Annotated in this window: 20 protein-coding genes; 10 read left to right on the top strand and 10 right to left on the bottom strand. The window is 62.4% G+C overall.

Going from position 1 to position 21,260, the window contains the following annotated elements:
• Positions 1–16 precede the first annotated feature (16 nt).
• The 4 genes from FHW69_RS02710 to FHW69_RS02695 form a co-directional block, all read right to left on the bottom strand.
• Complete coding sequence (locus tag FHW69_RS02710) at positions 17–895, bottom strand: hypothetical protein (RefSeq protein WP_183421470.1); 879 nt, start codon at positions 893–895, stop codon at positions 17–19.
• Between the two features lie 30 nt (positions 896–925).
• Positions 926–2,419: an esterase-like activity of phytase family protein gene (locus tag FHW69_RS02705; protein ID WP_183421469.1), complete on the bottom strand. Its 1,494-nt coding sequence runs from the start codon at positions 2,417–2,419 to the stop codon at positions 926–928.
• Between the two features lie 12 nt (positions 2,420–2,431).
• Positions 2,432–4,777 (bottom strand): TonB-dependent receptor, encoded by a 2,346-nt coding sequence (locus tag FHW69_RS02700; RefSeq protein WP_183422247.1) that lies wholly within the window; start codon positions 4,775–4,777, stop codon positions 2,432–2,434.
• Between the two features lie 173 nt (positions 4,778–4,950).
• Positions 4,951–6,831 carry an ABC transporter ATP-binding protein gene (locus FHW69_RS02695; protein WP_183421468.1) on the bottom strand — a complete coding sequence of 627 codons (1,881 nt, stop codon included), beginning with the start codon at positions 6,829–6,831 and terminating at the stop codon, positions 4,951–4,953.
• Between the two features lie 271 nt (positions 6,832–7,102).
• Between FHW69_RS02695 and FHW69_RS02690 the strand changes: the two genes are divergently transcribed.
• Both FHW69_RS02690 and FHW69_RS02685 read left to right on the top strand, forming a co-directional pair.
• Positions 7,103–7,399 (top strand): type II toxin-antitoxin system RelE/ParE family toxin, encoded by a 297-nt coding sequence (locus FHW69_RS02690; protein ID WP_183422246.1) that lies wholly within the window; start codon positions 7,103–7,105, stop codon positions 7,397–7,399.
• A gap of 3 nt (positions 7,400–7,402) precedes the next feature.
• Positions 7,403–7,687, top strand: a complete 285-nt coding sequence (locus FHW69_RS02685; protein WP_183421467.1) for an addiction module antidote protein — start codon at positions 7,403–7,405, stop codon at positions 7,685–7,687.
• Between the two features lie 6 nt (positions 7,688–7,693).
• On the opposite strand, the gene FHW69_RS02680 is transcribed toward FHW69_RS02685, so the two are convergent.
• On the bottom strand, positions 7,694–8,761 hold the full coding sequence (locus FHW69_RS02680) for a dienelactone hydrolase family protein (protein ID WP_183421466.1): 1,068 nt from the start codon (positions 8,759–8,761) through the stop codon (positions 7,694–7,696).
• Between the two features lie 134 nt (positions 8,762–8,895).
• Positions 8,896–11,007 (bottom strand): TonB-dependent siderophore receptor, encoded by a 2,112-nt coding sequence (locus FHW69_RS02675; protein WP_183421465.1) that lies wholly within the window; start codon positions 11,005–11,007, stop codon positions 8,896–8,898.
• Between the two features lie 172 nt (positions 11,008–11,179).
• On the opposite strand from FHW69_RS02675, the gene FHW69_RS02670 reads away from it, so the two are divergent.
• The 4 genes from FHW69_RS02670 (at position 11,180) to FHW69_RS02655 (ending at position 14,515) form a co-directional block, all read left to right on the top strand.
• A complete protein-coding gene (locus FHW69_RS02670) occupies positions 11,180–11,542 on the top strand; it encodes a BlaI/MecI/CopY family transcriptional regulator (RefSeq protein WP_183421464.1) in 363 nt (120 codons plus the stop codon).
• Positions 11,535–13,016 carry a M56 family metallopeptidase gene (locus FHW69_RS02665; protein WP_183421463.1) on the top strand — a complete coding sequence of 494 codons (1,482 nt, stop codon included), beginning with the start codon at positions 11,535–11,537 and terminating at the stop codon, positions 13,014–13,016. The genes FHW69_RS02670 and FHW69_RS02665 overlap by 8 nt, the downstream gene beginning before the upstream one ends.
• Before the next feature lie 132 nt (positions 13,017–13,148).
• Positions 13,149–13,676, top strand: coding sequence for a fasciclin domain-containing protein (locus FHW69_RS02660; RefSeq protein ID WP_255494649.1), 528 nt, complete (start codon positions 13,149–13,151; stop codon positions 13,674–13,676).
• A gap of 83 nt (positions 13,677–13,759) precedes the next feature.
• Positions 13,760–14,515: a hypothetical protein gene (locus FHW69_RS02655; RefSeq protein WP_183421461.1), complete on the top strand. Its 756-nt coding sequence runs from the start codon at positions 13,760–13,762 to the stop codon at positions 14,513–14,515.
• A 7-nt stretch (positions 14,516–14,522) separates the two neighbouring features.
• Here the strand turns inward: FHW69_RS02655 and FHW69_RS02650 are convergent, their stop codons facing one another.
• The 4 genes from FHW69_RS02650 to FHW69_RS02635 form a co-directional block, all read right to left on the bottom strand.
• Positions 14,523–15,203 carry a hypothetical protein gene (locus tag FHW69_RS02650; RefSeq protein WP_183421460.1) on the bottom strand — a complete coding sequence of 227 codons (681 nt, stop codon included), beginning with the start codon at positions 15,201–15,203 and terminating at the stop codon, positions 14,523–14,525.
• Positions 15,204–15,258: 55 nt separating this feature from the next.
• Entirely contained in the window at positions 15,259–16,776 is a 1,518-nt protein-coding gene (locus FHW69_RS02645) for a DHA2 family efflux MFS transporter permease subunit (protein WP_183421459.1), read from the bottom strand.
• A 12-nt stretch (positions 16,777–16,788) separates the two neighbouring features.
• Positions 16,789–17,268 carry a MarR family transcriptional regulator gene (locus tag FHW69_RS02640; RefSeq protein WP_183421458.1) on the bottom strand — a complete coding sequence of 160 codons (480 nt, stop codon included), beginning with the start codon at positions 17,266–17,268 and terminating at the stop codon, positions 16,789–16,791.
• Between the two features lie 68 nt (positions 17,269–17,336).
• Positions 17,337–18,539 carry an FAD-dependent oxidoreductase gene (locus FHW69_RS02635; RefSeq protein WP_183421457.1) on the bottom strand — a complete coding sequence of 401 codons (1,203 nt, stop codon included), beginning with the start codon at positions 18,537–18,539 and terminating at the stop codon, positions 17,337–17,339.
• 285 nt (positions 18,540–18,824) lie between these two features.
• Between FHW69_RS02635 and FHW69_RS02630 the strand changes: the two genes are divergently transcribed.
• The 4 genes from FHW69_RS02630 (at position 18,825) to FHW69_RS02615 (ending at position 21,246) form a co-directional block, all read left to right on the top strand.
• Positions 18,825–19,106, top strand: a complete 282-nt coding sequence (locus FHW69_RS02630; RefSeq protein ID WP_183421456.1) for a hypothetical protein — start codon at positions 18,825–18,827, stop codon at positions 19,104–19,106.
• 92 nt (positions 19,107–19,198) lie between these two features.
• On the top strand, positions 19,199–19,612 hold the full coding sequence (locus FHW69_RS02625) for a DUF1801 domain-containing protein (RefSeq protein WP_183421455.1): 414 nt from the start codon (positions 19,199–19,201) through the stop codon (positions 19,610–19,612).
• 89 nt (positions 19,613–19,701) lie between these two features.
• A complete protein-coding gene (locus tag FHW69_RS02620) occupies positions 19,702–20,205 on the top strand; it encodes an ATP-binding protein (RefSeq protein WP_183421454.1) in 504 nt (167 codons plus the stop codon).
• A 243-nt stretch (positions 20,206–20,448) separates the two neighbouring features.
• Positions 20,449–21,246 (top strand): phosphodiester glycosidase family protein, encoded by a 798-nt coding sequence (locus FHW69_RS02615; protein ID WP_221195354.1) that lies wholly within the window; start codon positions 20,449–20,451, stop codon positions 21,244–21,246.
• The last annotated feature ends 14 nt before the right edge of the window (positions 21,247–21,260 follow it).

Below are 21,260 nucleotides of genomic sequence, written 5' to 3'. Positions count from 1 at the left end.
CCGGTCATCGGGTCGATCAGTTGCAGAAGCCGTTCGGGTACGCGGAGGACGCGTAGTTGTAGACCCATGCCGTCTTGGTGGTGGACGGGCTCAGGGTCCAGCCGCTGAGGCTGCTCATCGCCTTCATCAGCGTCTGCGAGCGGGTCAGGACCGGCGTGGTGAAGTAGGAGCTGCTGTCGGCAGCCACTTCAAAGGACAGCTCGGCCAGCGCAGGCGTGTTGCTCGTGCCCACGTACCACAGTGAGACCGTGAACTTGGCCTTCGACGCGCCGATGTCGGACACCGGGCCTTCGTATTCCTGCTGCGTGATGGTGAGGCCGTTGACCGGAACCAGCGACTGGCTGCTGTAGGTGCTGAGGGTGGAAGCACCCGGGAATTCCGTGATCAGGTTGCTGACCTTGGCCGGGGCGCCGGTGTCGGCCTGGTTCTGCTTGGTGGAGTGCGAGTACACCAGGTTGGCCGGGCTCACATCCGTTTCCAGCTTGCTGCTGGCCTTCTTGCCTGCGCCCGTTACGACGGTGGCGGCGGAGAGTTCTTCGTCCGGATGCGAGAACTTGAACTGGATGTCCGTATCGTCACCGTTGCGCAAGCGCACGGCGTAACCATTGCTGCGAACAGCGCAGGTGCCGGCGGTGTCCAGATACTGCACGGTGTCGCGCTTGCTGGCCGTGAAGTTGCCGGTCACGGTCTTGTCGAACCCAAGGTTGGACAGACGGATGGACAGATCGCTGAGCAGGGTGGATGTCGCTGAAGCCGGATTGCTGGCGAAGCGGGAAGGATCGAGCAGAACCTTGTATTCCTTGCTGTCGACAGCAGCCGGTGCGTTGGCGGCATGTGCAGCGGTGCCGGCGAGCGCGGCGGCGACAATCAACGAGCTGACGAGCGACTTCTTCATGCGCACTTGTTCCTTGCAGGTGGGATGGCGTCAGTGAGGCAGCGTGAGTCGATAGACAAGGATCATGCTGTCGTTGTCGAAGTCCGAATCACATGCCTGCCCCTGCATCACACAGTGGCGAGCGATGAAGTCATTGTCGTTACCGACAAGCAACAGATAGTCATCCGGGTGTGATGGATCTCTCATTGGAAGAAGGTCCATCGCTTCCCATTTTTCAGAGAGCGTGAGCGGCTGGTTCTTCGGCGACGTACTCACGTTGAGGCCAAAACGCGAAAGTTGTGCAGGCGCGAGCAGATTGACCAGCTCAACCCACGGCGCAGGCGTGATGCCTTCCACCAGATCATTGCGATCCGGCTTGCGCAGGACGGACGTGGTGGAGGTTTCGTACGTGCCACCCGCGAGATTGGTGGCAGTGGATGTGTCTACGAGAAGCACGGCCTTGTAGACGATCGGTTTGCCGTTGTCGCTGCCCAGTCCGTTGCCATCGCGCGCGAGCATGAGAAAACGCTGGTTGTCGATGGCACGCACTTCGCTCTGTGCAGCGGTGCGATTGGCCGGACTGCCGTCACCCTTGTCGTTGTACACAGGCAACTGCACCACGTAGTGCGCCACAGGCTGCCTTGGCGTCGGATCGCGGCTGACGTCATAGACGATCACACGCGTGTTGGAGCGGCCGCTGGCTTCACCGGTTGCGGTGTCCTGAATCAGCGCGCTCTGCAACACCACGAACAGCCGCGTGCCGTCGGGTGAGAGCGACATGCCTTCCACGCCCTGGTTGTTGCGGCGTCCGGTCTGCGGTGGCTTCAGCGAATTGAAGTCCAGCTTGCCGTCACGACGAGGCACCACGGCAACCGGCGGAACGATCACGCCTTTGAGCTTGCCTTTGGGGTCGAAGAAGAACACGTTCGCGCCGTACTCATCGCCGATGTAGAAGCTTCCATCGGCCGTAAACTGAAGTGACTCCGCATCCATCGACACTTTGCCAGCACCCGTGCCACTGGCTGGCGCGGGAAGGGTGATACCGTTCTGCACGACAACACCGGCTCCCGGTTCTGCTCCGGTAAACGGCTTGCCGTTGAAATCGTGAAGTTCCAGGCCGCCGTCGGGAATGATCTCGACCTGACGCTGCGACTTCGTTGAGGCGGGAAGATCCGCGCCGCTATATGGCGTGACCTTGATGCGGAAGCGGTGAAGGCGTGCTGCATAGTCGTAGAAGAGGCCGGCACCCGGATCATTGCGACCCCGATCCGGAAGTGTCCACAGCGTGCCTTCGTAGTGGTCGCCCACACGCTTCCAGCTGTGGCGGTCTACGGCCAGGGACGAGAATGACCCCAGTGTGTCGCCCATGAAATCCACGGTGCCTGCCGGCAGGCGACCGGTGGCAACCAGCCCGTGATTGACGGCAGTGATGCCGCCAATCCGGGCTGTGATGTCGCCTTTTGCATCACTCAGGTGCGGACGGTCGAACTCCGCTCCCAGTGCCAGCAACGGCAGCAATGACAGCGAGAAGATCCATCCGCGCATGGTGATTGTTCCTTAGAAACGAATGTCGAGCGTACCGAACACCTGAGCGGGAGCCGAGGCGTGGAACACATAAGCCGTGCCGGCCGGATCCGACGGGAGGAATGCGCTGGAATCAAGGTTGCTGGCGTAACGCTTGCCCGTGAGGTTGGTCACGTTGAGCGAGAGGCGAACGTCCTTGGCCCATTCGGTTGCGCCGAAGTCGAAACCTGCACCCAGGTCAAAGGTGGTGTAGCCACCGAAGTTCTGGTCGTTGGTGTAGGTGTAGTAACGCTTGCCCGTGTACTTGCCGCGCAGCGATGCGAACCAGCCGGCATAGTTGAACGACACTTCGCTGGCGAAAAGCTTTGTCGGCGTATCGGTCTGGATCTTGCCCTTCGTGTGCTGCACCACGCCGGCCTGCACGTAATCGTTAGCATAGGTGGAGCGGTTGAAGGACGCGGAGTTGTACCACTGGAAGTACGTGGCAGGCGTCCACACAAAGGTAAGCTCGACACCGTGGCTGTCAACGCCGCCGACGTTGTAGAAGCGGTTGCCGCACGTCGGGCCCACGGCCTGACGCGAGTCGCACGGGTTGTACTGAAGCAGGCGGTTGTCGAAGCGCACCTTATAGGCGGCTGCGGAGGCCTGGAACATGTCGCGTTCGATGCGGTAGCCGGCTTCCAGCGAGCGGGACTTCTCCGGCTGCAGGCTGCCCTGGCTGTCCCACGTGGCCTGGCTCACGGCCTGCGGACCCAGCTTGGGACCACCCTGGAACATGGCGATGTTCTGCGCATAGCTCACAAAAGCTTCCTGTCCCTGCGCAATGCGATAACGCACGCCGGCTTCGGGAAGGAAGGCCTTGCTGGCGGAAAGCTTGCCCGTGGAGAACTGATTGTTGGACGTGGGCAGGATGGGCGTCTTCGCAACGCCCGGCAGTGCGCGGGCATTCGCGGTGGAGTGCGGGCTCTTTACGCCAACATCGACGACGAGGCTATCGTCGAGGAACTTCATCGTGTCCTGCAGGTATGCCTGGCGGGTCATCACGAGCGTGCGCTGGGCAAACACGCCGACGTCCGGCTGTTCCTTCGTCGGGCTGCTGAGGTCACGCGGGCCGGTTACGGCGCTGGTGTAGCGCGAGGACGTATTGTTGTTGTTCTCGTACCAGACGCCGCCTTCAATGTGGTGGTTGCCCACTTCCCAGCTTGCCGAGAGGATCGCGCCGGTGCGGTTGATGCCGTACAGGGTGTTGCGGAAGGCCAGCGGAAGGGCCTGCGGCGTGCCCTTGTTGGACCACGTACCGCTGGTCCAGTTGTGGCCTTCGCCTGCATCTTCGTGATGGTAGACCTGCGCGTGCACGGTTACCGTGTCGGTCGGGAAGAGGTCGCCGGCGATGTAATACAGATCGTCGGAACGAAGGATCTGGCCCGCCGTGAAGGCGCCATCGGCGTCTTTATCCACGCCGCTGTTGTCGCACAGTTTGGCGTTGAGGGTGGCGGTGTTGCAGTACGCCTTGCCGACAGCCCTCGTCCAGTTCGGAGCGTAACCGCCCCAATCCCAGCCGAGGCCGCGGGCCAGTTCGCTCTTGGACAGATAGAAGTCGTCGGCCTGCGACATGCGCGAGGTATCGACGAATGCGGTGATGCGGCCCATGCCGAAGTCGTAAACGGCCTTGCCGTTGAACTGCTTGTTGGTCGACTGGTTGTACGCGGACTGGTCAGTAAACAAGTCCGACGTGGCGCGCATGCCAGACAGATACATCGAGAAGCCGTTGTATTCGCCGCTGTCGAAACGGGCGAAGCTGCGCTTGGTGTTGTCGCTGCCGAAGGTCTGGCTGACGCGTGCACCCATGACCTTGGCCGGATCATTGGTGGTGTATTCCACCGTACCGCCGAGGTCGCTGGTGGATGCGGTGCCCAGTGCGCCAATACCGCCAGCCAGTGCGGCGCCGCCCAGGTTCTCGGAGATCAGCGCGCGGCTGATGCTCAGGCCGTTGTAGTTGTTGTATGCGCTGTCGCCAAGCGGCAGGCCGTCCAGCGTGTAGCCCAGGCGCGTGGAGTTGAACCCGCGCAGGCTCATCGTCAGGGACTGTTCGTTCAGGCCCAGCGCGTCGATGGACTGAGCATTGACGCCGGGAAGAATGTTCAGCGCTTTCTGCACGCTGGTGCCGGGCGGCAGCACGTTGAGGTCCTTCGGACGAATGCGCTGGACCTGGCGCGACTCGCCGCTGCCAATGACCGACACAGCGTCCAGATCGGTGGCAGCATTGCGTGCCTTGTCCTTCGTGTCGGTGGTCGTGGCCGTGGTGTCTTGCGTGGTATCTGCCCAGGCAGAACCAGACAGCGCCATACCCAAAGCAAGCGCGAGCATCGATTTCTTCAGCACGTAGCAATCCCCTGATGATTGACGGGCGTGCGTGCGGCACGTGCCGTCGTGAAGCCGGGGATGCTTTCATCAAGGGATGTATGTTTCGTGACGACCCTGTGACATTCCTTAGGATTCGTCACAATGCGGGAACATCATGGACGCATGTAACGTGTTACATGCGTCCGCTATCAACGGTAGCCTGCGGCTTGCAGCTCGAAGAGCTCCGCATAGTGACCGCCTTGTGCCAGCAGTTCGTCGTGGCTTCCCACTTCCATCACCTTGCCGTGGCCAAGCACGAGAATGCGATCTGCCATGCGCACGGTGGAGAAGCGGTGCGAGATGATGACGGCGGTCTTTCCGTGCGACAGATCCTTGAACCGCTGAAACACGCCGTACTCCGAACGCGCATCGAGCGCGGCCGTGGGTTCGTCCAGCACAAGCAGCGGTGCTGCGCGCATGTACGCGCGGGCGATGGCAATCTTCTGCCACTCGCCGCCTGAAAGATCCACGCCACCCTTGAACAGCTTGCCCAGCATCTGGTCGTAGCCCTTGGGCAGGCGCTCGATCACCGCGTCAGCGAGGCTTCTTTCTGCCGCATCGCGGATGCGCTCCTCGTCATCGCGTGCCTCGATCCGGCCGACGGCGATGTTTTCGCCTGCCCGCAGGTAGTAGCGCACGAAGTCCTGGAAGATCACGCCGATGTGCGAGCGCAGCTCGTCCAGGTTGTATTCGGAAAGCGGATGCCCGTCGAGAAGAATCTGCCCTTCGTCCGGGTCATACAGCCGCGAGAGCAGCTTCACGATGGTGGTCTTGCCTGCGCCGTTTTCGCCCACCAGCGCCAGGACCTCGCCCGCCCGCAACGTGAAAGAGAGATGGCGCACGGCCCAGCGCTCCGCTCCCGGATATTTGAAACCCACATCCTCGAAGCGGAAGCCTTCGCGGATGGGCTCGGGGAAGGGGCGCGGATCGGCAGGTGAGAGGATTTCGGGCTGAATGCGGAAGAACGAGAACAGGTCGTCGAGATAGAGCGCCTGTCCGGCCAGTTGCGAGAAGCCCGTGAGCAGCGATTCCAGCAGCGTGCGCAGGCGACGGAACGACGCGGAAAGAAAGGTCAGGTCACCAATGGTGAAGTCGCCGCGCACGGTGCGCCACGCAATCAGCGCATAGGCGGCGTAGTAACCGAGCGTGCCGATGGTAGTGAACAGGCCACCCCACGCTGCGCGATGCACGGCAATCTTCCGGTTGGCGGCGTACATGGCCAGCGAGAGCTGGCGATAGCGGGTGATGAGAAAATGGTTGAGTCCGAAGCTCTTGACCTCTTTCGCGGTCTGCGTGCTGGCGCCCACCATGCGCAGGTAGTCCAGTTCACGGCGCTCCGGCGTCCATTCGTAGCTGACCGCGTAGCTTCTGGCGTTGAAGTGCATTTCGCCAAGGAACGCCGGCACCAGTGCGACCAGCAACAGCACGATGAGCCAGGGCGCATAGACAGCCAGGCCCACTGCGAAGCTGACAATGGTGACCATGTCCTGCGCCTGGCCGAACAGTTGCGACAGAAGTCCGCTGCGTCCGGCGACCTGGCGACGTGCGCGGTCCAGGCGGTCCTGAAGGTCGGCATCCTCGAAGTCCTCCAGATCGAGGCTGGCCGCATGCTCCATCAGCTCGACACTGGTGTTGTTGGCGTATAGCTCCGACAGCAGCGAGTCCACCAGCGACACCAGCCGGCCCAGAAGATCGGAAGCCACCGCTAGCGCGAATTCGAGCCCGAGCAGCGCCCAGAGGTGATTGAGGTCACCGCTGGTGATCCATGTGGCGGGGCTTTCGTGGCGGATGCCCGAGGCAATGAGATGGGTGACCTCATCAATGATGAGCTTGCCCACATACAGCGTGATCACCGGCAGAAGCGCGCGCAGCAGCCGCAGGAACAGGTTGCTGAGGGTCAGCGTGCGACTGGTTTTCCAGATGGCCCTGAGGAAGGGCGGCACGTTGGACAGTGCGCCCAGTCTCTCGCGCATCCCCAATGGAGGCGTGGGTTCGGGACGACGTCCGCCCGTACGGCCAGGGGGTGGCATGCGTGTGTATGTCCGCTGTGGAAGGCGCGCAAAGGGTACATCGGGTGATGTGCACATGCGATCACATGAAGCGGGGAGAGGGCGCGATGGCTGTGACGTGAGCGATCCGCACGGGTCCCCCCGCAAGGCCGGCCTGGCGTCGCGGGCGAAGGGCGCGTGTCGGCGGGATGCGTGCCGATGGGGCTCATGGATTCAACACGTTTGAATGGCCTTCGGCGCAAACCGCGTCCGGAGGCGTTTACGGGATGTGAATCATGGATTACACTTCGTGATGTTCGACATAGTGCAGAGCGACACATTCCGTCGCTGGCACGAGGGCCTTCGTGACAGGCAAGGCGCCATGCGCGTTACCGCGCGCATTCGCCGTCTGTCACTGGGCAACCCGGGTGATGTGAAGCCGGTAGGTCACGGCATCAGCGAGCTTCGGGTGAACTGCGGTCCCGGCTATCGCGTGTATTACGTACACCGGGGTCCGAAGCTTGTGGTGCTGCTTGCGGGCGGCGACAAGAGCTCGCAGTTCTGGGATATCGAACGTGCACTGTCCATCGCCACTCAATGGAAGGAGTAAACCATGGCCGAAAAATTCTCCCGCTGGGACGCCGTCGATCACCTCGCCACTGAAGAGGATCGCACCGCTTACCTCAACGCCTGCCTCGACGAAGATCCCGGTGATGGCAGCCTTGTCCGTGCCGCTCTTGGTGACATCGCACGCGCACGCGGCATGACCCGTGTTGCACGCGACAGCGGCATCTCCCGCGAAGGCCTCTATCGCGCCCTGTCCGCTGATGGCAATCCTGAATTCGCCACCGTCATGCGCGTCATCAAGGCACTGGGCCTGCAGCTTCACGCTGCCTGATATTCCTTACTGCTTCAGCGTGCTGTCGAACAGCGCTCGTGCGGCGTCGATCGCTGCCTTGTGCGTCGGCTCCTGCGGCTGGCTGATCTTGCACAGAGGCGTCGCTTCGCGCCCGGCCTCCGTGCACTGGCCAAGGAAATCGTAGTGGCCAACGCCGGGCAATGTTTTCATAGTGGCGTGGGGCAGCAGTGATGCCGCCACCACGCCGTTGGTTGACGGCGGCGCGACGACGTCAGCGTCGCCCAGGAGGATCGACGTGCGCAGCGGAATGGCCTTCAGGCTCTCAGGCACCAGCGCCTGAACGATGGCGGGGGCCATGGCGAAAGCGGCACGTACGCCCGGCACCGAATGGTCGTTTCCAGCCTGGCTCACCCAGGGTTTCAGCGCCGGGTCCTTCAATGCCTTCAGGCCTTTTTCGCCGGTGAGTTCCGGCGCTTCCTTCTGCGGCTCACACACCCCATCGGCAGGATGGGCTTTGCAGAACGCCAGCAGGCGATCAATGTTTACCCGCGCCCCCGACGCTACCAGGGTGGTGAATCCACCCGCGGAAAAACCGCTGACTCCCAGGCGCGACATATCCATGTGAGGCCCGATCACCGCATCGTGACCGGTTACCTCAAGCGCCTGCTTGAGGTCTTCCGCCCGCTCCCACCAGAGCATTGCACCTGCCGCCGTCATGGTGTCCATGCCGTTGTTGCCGGGATGATCCACGGCCACCACGACGTAGCCCGCTCGCGCCATGGCAGTGCCGAACCAACCCATCATGCGGGCGGTGCCACCGAAGCCATGGGATAGCAGGATGACCGGGTAGCGGCCCTGCGCAAAGGGTGCTTCATTGGCCGCGCTTCCGGATACAAAGAACGGCCGGCCGGGCGGTCCCATGTCCAGCGGAAGTTCTTCTGCATCGCCCTGTGCGGGATACCAGACGGTGATGCGAAGTGCGGTGGAATGGTCTGCGTTGCGCACGACGCCACTGGCAACCGTACCTTGTCGGTGCGTCTCACCGACGGTGTTCGCATAGGCCGTTGTTGTGGCCGCGAACGCCATGACCAGGCTGAGAATCCAGACGCGCATACGCTCTCTCCGTGAAGGTGTTGGCGCAGGCCCGGTGCGTTGATGAGGGGCGGCGCAAGTCCCGAAATTACAATCGGTGGGGCGTCAGCAGCGCCTGCCAAAGGTCACAGCGACCTCTGGCAGGCATGGTGCGGTCAGAAGCGATAGCGCACGTTGCCCACGATGCTGCGGCGAGGGCCCATGAAGCAGTCACCGCGTGCGAGGCAGCTGGCCGGGTAGATCTGGTTGGTCAGGTTGGCAATGTTGAGCGATATACGCCACGGGCCCATGTCGTACGCGGCCATGACATCGAACAACGTCTTCTGCGGTACGTGCAGCGTGCCGGTTTCGTCGGTGTTCCTGCCGATGTAGCGGGCACCCGCACCAAAGCTCAAACCGTCGCCGTCGGCCGAATTGACGTGGTACACGCCCCAGACCGACGCCTGGTTCTTCGGGAGGCCAGCCACGATGGTGCCGTCATCCGGACGGGCGTTGGTCCAGGTGTAGGTGGCCAGCAGGTCCAGATGATCGGCGATGCGCGTCGACCCTTCCAGTTCCACACCATGGGTGCGCATGCGGCCTGCCTGAATCTGGTTCAGCGGATTGGTCGGGTCCGGTGCGAGACGATTCTCTTCGCGCAGGTCATACCAGGTGGCGGTAAACAGCGACTGGCTGCCTACCGGCTGGTATTTGACGCCCGCTTCGTACTGCTTGCCGCGCAGCGGCGCGTACGGATGGTTGTAAAAGTCCAGTGTGTCCAGCGGCTGGAACGACTCGGTATAACTCACATACGGCACGATGCCGTTGTCGAACTTGTACATCAGGCCAAAGCGCGACGTCGTGGCCTGGTCCTTCATTCTGTCGCTGCCTTCGGTCTTCGTCGAGGCTGCGTCGTGACGCAGGCCGACCGTGGCAAGCCAGTGGTCGTTCCACTCCAGTTGGTCCTGCACGTACGCGCCCACCTGCCTGGTTTCCGTGGAAGGCGCGCGAGCTGTCGCCGGGCCAACGAAGTTCGGGTTGTATGTGGGGGCGTACAGATCGAACGGCGTGGCATCGAAGCCCGAGCCCTGGACGCTGTCGGTATGCGAGCGGCCGGCATCGAGGCCGATGAGCACGCGATGATGCACCGGGCCGGTGCTGAAGTCCGCCTGCGCATTCGTGTCCGCAACCAGTCGGCGATGCTTGCTGATCGCCACGTAGCTATAGCGGCTCACTTCGCGCTGCGCTTCGTCGAGGAACGGGTTTTCAGGGTTGGAATAGACGTTCGGATAGAGCGCGCGGTAGTCCACGTTGTCGCGGGTGTAGCGAAGATTCTGGGTGATCTTCCATGTTTCGTTGAAGCGATGTTCAAACAGCGACGTGACCGAGCGTTGATCGGTGTTGTAGCGGTCGAAGCTCGGTTCGCTGGTGTTGCGGTTGGCCGGGATGGGCCCGTTGGGATTGGGCAGCAGCGTGCCGGAATGCGGCAGGAAGTTCAGTGTCGAGCCGTTGCGATCAAACTGAAGGTTGGTCAGGACGGTCCAGCGGGTGTCCTTGTCCGGCGTCCAGGTGATCGACGGAGCCAGTGCCTTGCGATCATCCGGCGTGTAATCGACCTGCGAATGCGCATCGCGTGCCACGCCGATCAGGCGGTAACTCCAGTGACCCTGCGTATCCAGCGGCCCGGTGAAATCGAATGCAATCTGCTTGCGTGCGTGGTTGCCGAACTGGACGTCCACTTCGTGCATCGGAGTGGACTGCGGCAGCTTGGAGTTGAGCGCGATCAGGCCACCCGTGGTGCCCTGTCCATAAAGCACGGACGAGGGGCCACGCACGATTTCGATGTGATCGAGGAAGTACGGCTCCGTGCGTGCATACGCGCCGCCGAAGTACTGACGAAGACCATCCAGGTATTGCGAAAACGACGTGCCGCGCAGGAAGGCGTCGTCGCCGCGGCTGTCCACACCGTACGCCTCAGCGCGCACGCCGGCGGAATAGCGCAGGGCGTCCTGCACGGTCAGTACGCCCTGATCGCGCAACTGCGCGGCGGACACCACCGAGATGGCCTGTGCCGTGTCGATCAGCGCAGTGTTGGTTTTGGTGCCTGCCGTAGCGTCATTCTTCGTGTACCCGACATCGGCGGTCTGGCTGGTCACGGCAACCGTGCCGAGCTGAACGGCCTTCTGCTTCGCGTCGGTACTGTCAGGCGTGGTCGTTTGAGCAAACGCTGCGACGGGCAGCAACAGGCTCGCAATAGCGCACGCGAGGCGTGTCTTCTGGGGCGTCATGGCAGGGTTCCCAATGGATATGAACAGGCAGGGATAGCAATGCGAATCAATCGCATTCCGTAATAATGCCAAATTTTCACAATGCTGAGAAGAATCTGAGGAAACTTCGGGTTGACACGTCCGATTACGCATGTGATCGTAATTTTCGATTACAAGTGTAAGCGGAGCCGTCATGTCCATCAGTGAAGCCGAATCAGCCGTCATGTCCGTGTTGTGGGACAGCGCCCCGCGCACGTCAGAAGAAATACTTGCCGTGCTGAGTCAGTCGCACGGATGGCAGGAAGGCACCGTCAAGTCGCTGCTCAATCGCCTTCTGAAGAAGCAGGCGGTCAAGGCTGATCGCGATGGCAAGCGCTATCTGTACAGCCCGTTGCTGGAGCGCGCCGATTACGTGTCAGAGGAAAGCGCAGGTTTGCTTGACCGCCTGTTTGACGGCCGGGTTGCCCCGTTGGTGGCGCACTTTTCTCATCACCGGAAGCTCTCGAAGAAAGACATCGCCGAGCTTCGCCAGTTGCTGGACAAACTCGATGACTGACTTCTTCGCTTTTTCAGGAGTGTGCGCGACGGTGCTTCCCTCTGTGACGGTGGTTCTGGTCGTTGTGGGGCTGTTGCGCAAGTCATGGCGTCGCAGGTTTGGTGCCGAGCGCGCGTATGCCCTGTGGATCATGCCGCCGCTGGCGCTGTTGATGGCGTGTCTTCCGCATGCCTCCGGGATATTGTCGGCAGGTATTGAGGTGCCCATGGTTTCCGCATGGCATGCGCTTCCCGGCGTGGATGCGCCCGCTGTACTGGAGCGCGTGTGGATCACGCCCTCACACATCGGGGCGGTGTGGCTTGCAGGTGTCTGTGTGTGGCTGGCTTTCGTGGCGCTGGCGCAGGTGCAGTTCCGCCGCCGAATGCGCGGCGCCGTTGCCGTGAATACGCCGGAAGTCGAAGCGTGGCTCAGTACCTCGGCGTTGGCCGGTCCTGTTCTGGTAGGGGTCTGGCGTCCCCGTATTGTGCTTCCTGCGGACTTTTTCACACGCTACGACGCTGACGAACGCGCTTTGATCCTGGCGCACGAAGCCACGCACGCGCGGCGTGGCGACGTGTTCTTTCTTCATGTCGCTCAGGGAGTGGGTGCGCTGCTCTGGTTTCATCCGCTGGTCTGGTGGGCGCTGCGTGCCTTTCGCCACGATCAGGAACTTGCATGCGATGCGGCTGTGCTTCGGCATCACCCGGGACGCCGTCGCTCGTACGCACATGCCATGTTGAAGTCGCATGACTCCCTGTTTTTACCTGTCGGTTGTACCTGGTCTTCCCGTCACCCATTGAATGAGCGAATTGCCATGTTGAATACCACGAGTTTTTCGAGTCGTTCCCGCCGCGTTGCCACCGCGTGCCTCACTGTGACCGTCGCGGCAACCAGCATGGTTGCCTATGCGGTGGCACCGTCTGCTGTTGAGGCATCGACGGGGCAGACCTATCAATTGGCGGCGGCGTTCGAGCACAACGGCACACTGCTGAGCCCCACCACGGTCTGCATGCCGGACCATGTGCCTGCCACCATCGTGGATAACGGCGACCATCGCGTGGAACTTCGTTTCGTCGTGTCTCCGGTCAGCAACGACACCGTAAAGGTCGATATCGACGCTACGGAACAGGTGAACGGCAAGGCGGTGACGAAACATCAGTCGCTGTCGGGCCCCCTGGGACAACCGCTTGTGCTGGAGAATGCCGGACAGTCCCGGATGTCGATCACGCCGCAGAAGGGATGCCCGGCGGCGGAGGCCACGAAGACGGCAAACCTCGTCAGCCAGGTGGTCGACAAGGGATCCGCGCGTGGCGCGGCGATGAGCGTGGCGATGAATTCCGGGTTCGTGCTCGACAATCCGGAGGTGCTCGACGAACAGCCGGTGGGCTTTGGTTTCGCCCATCTGGACGCGCGCAAGGCACTGGAACTGATCGCCGACATCGACGGCCGCACGGTGAGCTTTTCCGGCAATCATGCCCGTTTCAGGGTTAAATGACGGCAGGCTGCATCCGGATGCGAATCCGCAACGTATAGCTTCATACCCCACCTCCGGGGCATGACTGAAGGATTCGCAATGAACAAGTATCGCGTACGTGCCCTTTGTCTTTCCCTGTCCCTCGCGGCCGTGATGGCTGGGAGCCTTCCGGCGCTGGCTGCCGACAGCATGGGTAGCGCAAAGACGGTCATGGTGGGTGGGGCGGCCATGTATCCCAGCAAGAACATCATTCAGAACGCGGTGAATTCTAAGGATCACACCACGCTGGTGGCGGCTGTGAAGGCCGCAGGTTTGGTGGATACGCTGTCCGGGCCGGGTCCCTTCACGGTCTTTGCGCCCACCAATGAAGCGTTTTCGGCACTGCCGGCAGGTACGGTCGACACGCTGGTGAAGCCGGAGAACAAAGCCACGCTGACCAAGATTCTCACCTACCACGTTGTGTCGGGAACCTATACCGCGAAAGACCTGATGGCACTCGTGGCGAAGGGCGGCGGCAAGGCGACGCTTGCTTCCGTGCAGGGCGAGCCACTGACGGTGACGCAGGCGGGCAGTGGCCTTGAAGTGACTGACACCAAGGGCAACACGGCACACGTCACCATCGGCGACGTGATGCAGTCCAATGGCGTTATCCACGTCGTCGACAAAGTGCTGATGCCGTAAACGGCCTTGGGGAGGCGGCGATTCGTGCCGCCGCCCATCTGGCATATGGCTGGTGCACGGCGTGGCAGGCAGAATGCGGTCCCATGACCACACTCTTCCTGCTTCGCCGTGCTGCTCCCTTTTTTCTGTGCCTGTGGGCCGCTGCGGCGGTCGCGCAGCAGGCAGCGGCGTCCGACACAGACGCCGTTGTCAAAGCCGTGATGAAAGATCAGTACGGCGACTACGTGGCGAAGCACCATTGCTGGGCGTTTACCTACGAAGGTGAGGATGGCCGGTCGGTGGATTACTGCATGCGTGCCGGCAAGCCGCAGATTGTGGAGACGCCAGTCGGCAAGGTCCTCTACCTCATGGCTGCCAGTGCCACAGATGCAGGCGACGACGAGCGCTTTCGATACGCTCATGCGCAGTCGGGTCTGATGGGCGCGTTCCGCATCAAGCTGGGCGGGCCGCAGGGCTGGACGTATACGGCCAGGGAGAGTGGCATGGCGTTCGGGTCGTCCGGCGATTGCGGTTGCAGCAAGGCGGAACTGGTGAAGGTGAGTGCCAATGGAAACTATGGTTGGCTGTTCACGCACGGGGGTGTCTGGCAGGGGACGGTGGTGTCCCTGTATGCGCTGGTGGCGCCGGTCGGGAACCAGTTCACCAACGTGAGCACGATTCCGCAGATTGCCGAGGACGAACAGGATGCCGAGTACGCCCTGTCGATCCAGTCCGATGCGAACGTCACCGGCATGTATCCGTTGAAAGTGGTGAAAACGCGCGAAGGGGCGAAAAGCCAGACCTTCACCGTCCTGTTCAACACGAAAACGAAAACCTACGTTCTGCCCCGGGCGCACTGAGCGCCCGTCAGATCATCATCATTGATTCGAGCGTCTTGCCATCCGTGCGCTTCCACTGCGTGCCGCAGTAGTAGAAATCGAAGTCATAGGCCTGAAGGGAGCAACGCGCACCCTTGAACGCGGCGCTGGTGTCGTGGCGCAAGCCTTCGGGCTTGAAGTTGGCCCGACCGGTCAGGTAGTTCACGTCGCTGTCCAGTACGCGCAGCGGTTCGTCATCCAGGCCGCCATCCGCGAGATGAAGCGTCTGGCCGATCAGATCGAAGCGGCCGTCACGAAGCTTGAACTGCTGCGTGCCCCACGCCCCCCGGATCGCGTCCAGGCTGACGAAAACACTTCCCCGCCTGATTTCGACTTTCGCGTCCACGTCGCCGGTCTGTGTTTCGGCAGTTTGCACCAGCACGCGAAGGCGATCGCCATCGTGCCCCTTGAACAGGGTGAGCCTCTTCTTGTGCGGATAGCCGCGATTCGTGATCGCGACGGCGTCGGCTACGCCATCGCCATCCACGTCACCGACCGCCCAGATGATCTCTTCACTTTTCGCGCAAAGTGCTGCCTCGGCGGCGGCACGGTTGCTGAAATCCGTACCCGCCGGGAGGGCGGGGCACGGTGCATCGTCTGCGTCGTTCGCGCGCGCTTCGTGGGTGACGCCGGCCATGACCAGGGCCAGCAGCGCAACGGATGCTTTCATGTTCTCTCCTGTGTGACGGCGCGTTATAGCACGCGCCGTCCACACCCCCGGTGCGTCACTCCATCGCAGCGGCGGCTTCTGCTGGCGCCGTGTTCACCAGTTTGTTGCGTGGCAGGAAGAGTGCAGCGACAAAGCTCAGCAGTGCGATGGCGAGTGACCATGTGAACGTATGACCAAATGCGCGGCCAAGGGCGGGCAGCGTGTCCGAATGTACCGCCGGCGCCAGGCTGCGCACCATGCGCAGGCCAGACTCGCTGTCGACCGTCGCGGGCATGATGTGCGCCATTTCGTGCGACAGCACCACAGCCAGCAACGCCGTGCCCATCGAACCACCCACGCGCTGCACTACGTTCATGGCGCTGGTGGTGCGTGCGATCTCGTGGCGCTGAAGCGTGCCGAGCGCGGCCGTCATGCACGGCATCATGGTGGAGCCCATGCCCAGTCCCATCAGGAACAGCGTGCATTCGAGGATCCAGAAAGGCGTATCGCTCTGCACCTGGGTGAGGCTGAGCATGCCCAGGGTGACGCAGCTCAGACCGGTGAGCACGATGCGCCCCGGCCCCATGCGGTCAGTGAGTCGCGCGGCAATTGGCATCGCGATCATGGCGCCGAAGCCCTGCGGCGCCAGCAACATGCCCGAACCGAAGGCGGTCTCACCACGGACCAGCTGGAAGTAAAGCGGCAACAGAAGCGCCGTGCCGAAGAAGGCCGTCATGAACAGGAACATGGTTAGCGCGGCCGAGCCTACGGTGCGGCGCTTGAACAGCTTCACGTCGATCAGCGGACCATGGCGGTGAATGGCATGGCGGATGAAACCGAGCACCATAACCAGACCAAGGCCCACGCCGCCGATGGAATGGAGGGAGTGGAAACCACCTTCTGCCGCCGTTTCAGCCAGGCCGTACACAAACAGCGCCAGACCCGGGGAAAGCAGCAGCAAGCCCGGCCAGTCCAGTGCGTGGTGAGGTTTTGGCGGTTCACTCCGAAGGACGCGCGAGGCGGCGATCAGCGCAATGATGCCGATGGGAATGTTGACGAAGAAGATCCAGCGCCACGAAGCGTGATCCACAAACCAGCCGCCGAGAATCGGACCCACGATGGGTGCGATCAGCATCGGCACGCCCACGATGCCCATGACCCGGCCCATGCGTGCGCCACCTGCGGCATGCGAGAGGATGGTCATGCCCGCTGGCATGATCATGCCGCCGCCAAACCCTTGCAGCACGCGGAATACGATGAGCGACGTTGCCGACCAGGCCAGGCCGCACAATGCAGACCCAATGACGAACAAAGCAATGGATGCAATGTACAGGCGCTTGGTGCCGAAGCGATCCGCCGCCCAGCCGGTCAGTGGAATGACGGTGGCCAGTGCGAGCATGTAGCCGGTCGACACCCACTGCGTCGTGGAAAGCGAGACGCCAAACGAGTGCGACAACTCGCGGATCGCCACATTGACGATGGTGGTGTCCAGAATGGACATGAAACTGCCGAGCACGACCACGGCAGCGATGCGCAACAGCGCCCGGTCGAGCGCCGGCGGAGCCGCTGCGGCGGGTGAGGAAGGTGTGGTCATGGGAAGTGAATCCTACAAGGACGTGGGGACGTGTTCGGCAAGATGCTTGCGGGTGAGCTCGCCCAGCGTGGCGACAGCCGACGCAAGCGCGTTGCGCTCCGCGTCCGACAACCCCTGCACGAAGGACTGGACGACGCGCTTGCGCGCCGCGTGGATGGTGTCGATGGCCCGATGCCCGGCGGGGGTCATGCCAATGCGTTTGATGCGCCGATCCGCTTCGTCTTCGCGTCGCGAGACCATGCCCATGCGCACCAGAATCTCGACAGCGCGGCCGGCGGCCGCCAGCGACAGTGACACCTGATCGGCCAGTTCACCCAGCGTCATGTCGGCGCCGTGATGGTCCAGCACGAACAGCATGCGTGTCTGCGAGAAGGTGAATTCAAAGTCCGCCGTGGCGGCCATCACCTGCGCCTGGCTGCTCTTGATGAGCGGCTTGATGGCGTCGATCAGGCCAGCCGCGAGCGGGTCCATGTCGGCGAGGTGCTTGTTCATGGGGGGCGATCATACGCGCTCTTGCAATAGTTGCAATGGCGCAAGTAATTGTTGTCGCAGACAAGGATTCAGCTTTTCCGCAGGCGGGTCATCAGGTCCGCAATCTGCCTCACCGCCGCCTCGGAGTCGGCCCGGCGGGGCGTCGTGTCGGCGTTGTTGTAATTGCCGGTGTCGTTGAGCACCTGAACCAGCAGGCCGTCACTGCGGGGAATCATGCTGAACTGGTGGGTCGACAGGGCGTAGGTGACTTCCGGCTGAGGAATCAGGCGCGCCGTCTGGCCGCGGACGGGAATGATGGAGTCGTCGCGGAACAGTGCCTTTGCGCCGTAGCCGGTGCAGTTGATGAGCGTGTGTTCTGGCAGCTTCTGAAGCTGGTCCGGATCGGTGAATTCGCGGATTTCGATCTTTCCGCCGGCGGCGAGGAAGTCGCTCATCAGCGTGCGGGCCAGCGTGCTGATGTTGAACATCATGGTGGTGAAGCGGCGCACGTAGGGCTGCGGAAAAGGCGTGCTTCCCACGGGCAGTTCCACGGAGTGTGGCGTGAGGTCCGGCACGCTGTCACGAAAGCTGCCGTAGTCCGGTTCGTCGTCCGGTTCTGCCGGGCCCTGGCCCGGTGGTGTATCGGACAGGGAGTAGCCGTCGATCCACTCCACCGGCTTGCCCGGTATGCCCAGCATGCTCTGGTACATGGCGTGTGAGGTGCGGGTCATTTCTTCCCATCGCGCCGCCAGTGCAGACTCGTGTTGCTCGTCGCAGATGCGCGAGTCGGGTGTCCATACGCCGGATGCCCGCATCGAATACACGTCGGGCGGAAGCTGCTTTGCATAGATGGTGACCGGATGACCCGCGCGGCGCGCCAGCAGGGCAGACGTCAGGCCCAGTGCGCCGCAGCCGATGACTCCGATTTCGCGGGCACCCGTGGCCTGCGCCATGCGCAGTGCCAGCGTGCTGGAACCCCACGAGAGCGACCAGCCGCTGCCACCATGACCATAGTTGTGCACGACGGTCTTGCGACCCAGGCGCTCTGCCTCAATGCGCGGACCTGCTGCGCGAAAGGGCCGGGTGCAGACATACACACCTGTGATGCGGTCCACGCTGGCCTTGACCGGCGCGATGGTTGCTTCGCCGCTCACCATGCGGGCCTGCGGCAGCACGGGGGTGTCCTGTGGCACGGCGGCCGCCACGGGCTGCCGCGCACAGGCAGCGAGACCTGCGGTGGAGGCCAGCGCCAGTGTGGTGCCGGCCTGCCGCAGAAAATGACGTCGTTCCATGAGTTCCCCGTATGCAGTGAGCGTTGCGCTTCGTGTATGTATCCGACGAACGGCTCAAGCGCAACGTGTCGTTGGCCGGGGCATGGGCCGCAAACGATCCTGCGGCTAGTTGAGCCAGGCGACGGTGTGTCTGTGATGGGCGCCCTTGTGATCTTCCCCGTCGCGGCGCAGTCTTGCGCGGATCAATGTCGGGCGGGGGCTGTGTCGACATCTGACGTAAAGCCCGGCGACCCGATGTACTTGGCGCCGGAAGATGGCGTCCGCGTCTGGTAATCAGGGAGAGGCGTGTTGAGCTGGGATGAAAAATACGGTGGCATCTGGGACGTGCAGTTGCGTGATGGCGAGTCGATCCACTCCGAGCGCCATCTGCCTGATCGTGACCTCGTTGCGCTGGTGATCCGGCGCGTCGATGGCTGGTTTGCTGTGGCCGTACTCCAAAAGGTGGCCGATCCACAATGGCGGCTCCCGTTCTGGACGGCTATCGAGCCTGCGGCCGTTGTGGCCACGCAGGCGGATGCCGACAGCTATCTCGCTGGCGCGCTTGAATCGGCGGACTACGCCGGGTGAGCCGGTTCAAGTGTCTGTGGCGTTGCATATTCCGAAGCATTACGCGTTGAATCTGATCGGTTAGGATGGTCGTTCACATGCAGGAGGCAGTCATGACGAAATCTGATTCGATACAAAGCGAACCGGCGTCCAAACTCATCGACCAGCGCATCGCGGATCTGGGCGACTGGCGTGGCGACATGCTTGCCAGGATGCGCAAGCTGATTCATGACGTCGTGCCTGATGTTGAGGAAACGTGGAAATGGAGAGGCGTTCCCGTCTGGGAGCATGACGGCATCATCTGCACGGGAGAGACCTACAAGGCAAAAGTGAAGCTGACCTTTGCCAAGGGTGCTTCGCTTGACGATCCCAAACACCTTTTCAATTCCAGTCTCGACGGCAACGTGCGGCGCGCGCTCGATATCGAAGAAGGACAGCAGATCGACGAGCGCGCGTTCAAGGAACTGGTTCGTGCTGCGGTGGCGCTGAATGCGGCGAAGAAGTCGGGCAGTGCGCGGAAGCGTTGAGGTCATCAGCGGGGAAGGGCGGCATGGTGCTGTGCGTCAAGGCATCCGGATACTGATAGATTGATGACTCCCCTTGAAGAGTGCCACGCATGTCCTCCCCCCAGCTTTATATGGTCTGCGGAAAGATCGCCGCCGGTAAGTCGACCCTGACCCGCCAGCTTGCGGGGAAGCCGCAGGCCGTGGTGCTCAGCGAAGATACGCTTCTGTCTCAGCTTTACCCCGGGGACATCCGCTCCATTCCTGACTATGTGCGCTGCGCGGGTCGACTGCGTACGGCACTGGCTCCGCACATCGAATCGCTGCTGCGCGCGGGCATGGTCGTTGTGCTCGATTTTCCCGCGAACACGCCGGACAGTCGCCGCTGGATGAAGCAACTGATTGACGAGACGGGCGTGGCGCACGAGCTGCACTTTCTGGACGTGCCTGACGAGATCTGCAAGGCGCGCCTGCGTCAGCGCAATGCTTCGGGTGAGCACGCCTTTGCTCCCACGGACGCCGAGTTCGACGAAATCACCCGTCATTTCGTGGCACCCACCGAGGCTGAGGGCTTCCACGTCGTTCGCCACAGCGTGGCCGAACCTGCCCTCGGCTGAGCCGTCCTCCCATGCCCCCTGGCCGATTTTGCGAGATGGTGCGTCGATGGCCAGGCGTAGAGTCGGGCAAACGGCGGGGGGATGCTCATGGGTGAGAAAGAAGATCGCGCAGCGACCATTATCCAAAGCCGGATTCGGGGTTTTCTCACGCGCAGGCAGGTTTCTGTCCGCACGGAAGCGCCGGGCATCGTAAGCACGACGATCCGGCCGCCCGGCGAGGGCAGTCGTGCGGTGTCACATTTCATGACGCCGCTGTCGGGCATCCAGCAGAACATGCAGCGCGGGGCCACTTACCATCGCCTGACCGTTGACCGCGGCGCCCAGCGCGGCAACGTGTTCGGTACCCGTGAGGGCGAAGCGCCCAGATCGCCTCAGGAACTGGCGCTTTCTGCGCCACGGCATTCGGCGGTCATCAACGGCGGCTACTTCGTTCACAAGGGTGGCCTGCAAACCGACACAGGTGAAACCATTCATGGATTGGGCAGGCCGGTAGGTCCAACGCACACGCGCTCCGACCACACGCCCGTTCCGTCGCCCTGGCAAGGTGACTATGGGCGTTTGACCGTGGGCCACAACACGGGCCTCAGCAGTGGCCCCCTGTTGATGCACGGCGGAAGACTGCCCGATATTCCCGACCACGACCGCTTCAAGTATCGACTGGGCTCAGCCGGCGAGAATCCACTGAATTCCCGCGCCGGAGCACTGACCCACGCCAGCGATCACAACGAACGCGCGGCCGTATCCATTGATCTGGATAGCCGGACGCTTCGCATGCATACCCTGACTGCGGGTGGCCAGCGTCATCTCGGTGGCACGATGCGGCAGTGGCAACAGATTGTCGCGCATGGTTCCGGTCCTCGCCGGCAGGTCGACGGTTTCACGCATGTGGCACGCGCATCCGCCCTGAACCTGGATGGCGGTGGCTCTGTGTTCATGGGTGTGCGCACGTCGACAGGTATCCGCCAGATCTCCCGTGGCGGCAATCCGACCGAGGCGATCCGGCCCGTGGCAAATGTGATCGCCTCGAAGAGTCCGCGTTAGTTGGCCGACACGCG

Source organism: Luteibacter sp. Sphag1AF, assembly GCF_014192715.1.
Lineage (GTDB): Bacteria > Pseudomonadota > Gammaproteobacteria > Xanthomonadales > Rhodanobacteraceae > Luteibacter.
The sequence above is the reverse complement of the archived record's forward strand: the minus strand, read 5'-3'. Positions and strand labels throughout refer to the sequence as shown.

Coding starts and splice junctions, on each gene's coding strand:
- FHW69_RS02660 (WP_255494649.1), top strand. CDS start 13,149: ATGGCTGGGAGCCTTCCGGCGCTGGCTGCCGACAGCATGGGTAGCGCA.
- FHW69_RS02650 (WP_183421460.1), bottom strand. CDS start 15,203: ATGAAAGCATCCGTTGCGCTGCTGGCCCTGGTCATGGCCGGCGTCACC.
- FHW69_RS02615 (WP_221195354.1), top strand. CDS start 20,449: ATGACGCCGCTGTCGGGCATCCAGCAGAACATGCAGCGCGGGGCCACT.
- FHW69_RS02705 (WP_183421469.1), bottom strand. CDS start 2,419: ATGCGCGGATGGATCTTCTCGCTGTCATTGCTGCCGTTGCTGGCACTG.
- FHW69_RS02710 (WP_183421470.1), bottom strand. CDS start 895: ATGAAGAAGTCGCTCGTCAGCTCGTTGATTGTCGCCGCCGCGCTCGCC.
- FHW69_RS02620 (WP_183421454.1), top strand. CDS start 19,702: ATGTCCTCCCCCCAGCTTTATATGGTCTGCGGAAAGATCGCCGCCGGT.
- FHW69_RS02670 (WP_183421464.1), top strand. CDS start 11,180: ATGTCCATCAGTGAAGCCGAATCAGCCGTCATGTCCGTGTTGTGGGAC.
- FHW69_RS02680 (WP_183421466.1), bottom strand. CDS start 8,761: ATGCGCGTCTGGATTCTCAGCCTGGTCATGGCGTTCGCGGCCACAACA.
- FHW69_RS02640 (WP_183421458.1), bottom strand. CDS start 17,268: ATGAACAAGCACCTCGCCGACATGGACCCGCTCGCGGCTGGCCTGATC.
- FHW69_RS02675 (WP_183421465.1), bottom strand. CDS start 11,007: ATGACGCCCCAGAAGACACGCCTCGCGTGCGCTATTGCGAGCCTGTTG.
- FHW69_RS02685 (WP_183421467.1), top strand. CDS start 7,403: ATGGCCGAAAAATTCTCCCGCTGGGACGCCGTCGATCACCTCGCCACT.
- FHW69_RS02695 (WP_183421468.1), bottom strand. CDS start 6,831: ATGCCACCCCCTGGCCGTACGGGCGGACGTCGTCCCGAACCCACGCCT.
- FHW69_RS02665 (WP_183421463.1), top strand. CDS start 11,535: ATGACTGACTTCTTCGCTTTTTCAGGAGTGTGCGCGACGGTGCTTCCC.
- FHW69_RS02635 (WP_183421457.1), bottom strand. CDS start 18,539: ATGGAACGACGTCATTTTCTGCGGCAGGCCGGCACCACACTGGCGCTG.
- FHW69_RS02625 (WP_183421455.1), top strand. CDS start 19,199: ATGACGAAATCTGATTCGATACAAAGCGAACCGGCGTCCAAACTCATC.
- FHW69_RS02690 (WP_183422246.1), top strand. CDS start 7,103: ATGTTCGACATAGTGCAGAGCGACACATTCCGTCGCTGGCACGAGGGC.
- FHW69_RS02655 (WP_183421461.1), top strand. CDS start 13,760: ATGACCACACTCTTCCTGCTTCGCCGTGCTGCTCCCTTTTTTCTGTGC.
- FHW69_RS02645 (WP_183421459.1), bottom strand. CDS start 16,776: ATGACCACACCTTCCTCACCCGCCGCAGCGGCTCCGCCGGCGCTCGAC.